We start from the raw sequence: 223 nt of genomic DNA, 5'->3' as shown, positions 1-223 counted from the left end.
CCATCGACGCCATGTACGACCGGGTCAAGCAGGCGACTATGATGGAAACGGACCGTCCGCACGTGCTGCGCGAGATGGCCTATGTGTGCCGTCCGGCGGGGACGCTCTCCAGTCCCGGCGTCTATGGCGGGCTTCTCGACAAGATCCCCTTCGGGGCGATCATGAACAAGGGGCTCACGATCCGCACTGGTCAGACCCATGTGAACCGCTGGACCGACGATCT

General features: G+C 63.2%; 1 pseudogene. It reads left to right on the top strand.

Annotated features, from left to right (window positions below):
• Window positions 1–223, top strand: a pseudogene (locus E4K09_RS18160) (glutathione-dependent formaldehyde dehydrogenase); the annotation flags it as partial.

Origin of the sequence: Microvirga pakistanensis, from assembly GCF_004458765.1 — a bacterium.
Lineage (GTDB): Bacteria > Pseudomonadota > Alphaproteobacteria > Rhizobiales > Beijerinckiaceae > Microvirga > Microvirga pakistanensis.
Note: the sequence above shows the minus strand (reverse complement) of the source record. Positions and strands in the feature narration are given on the sequence as shown.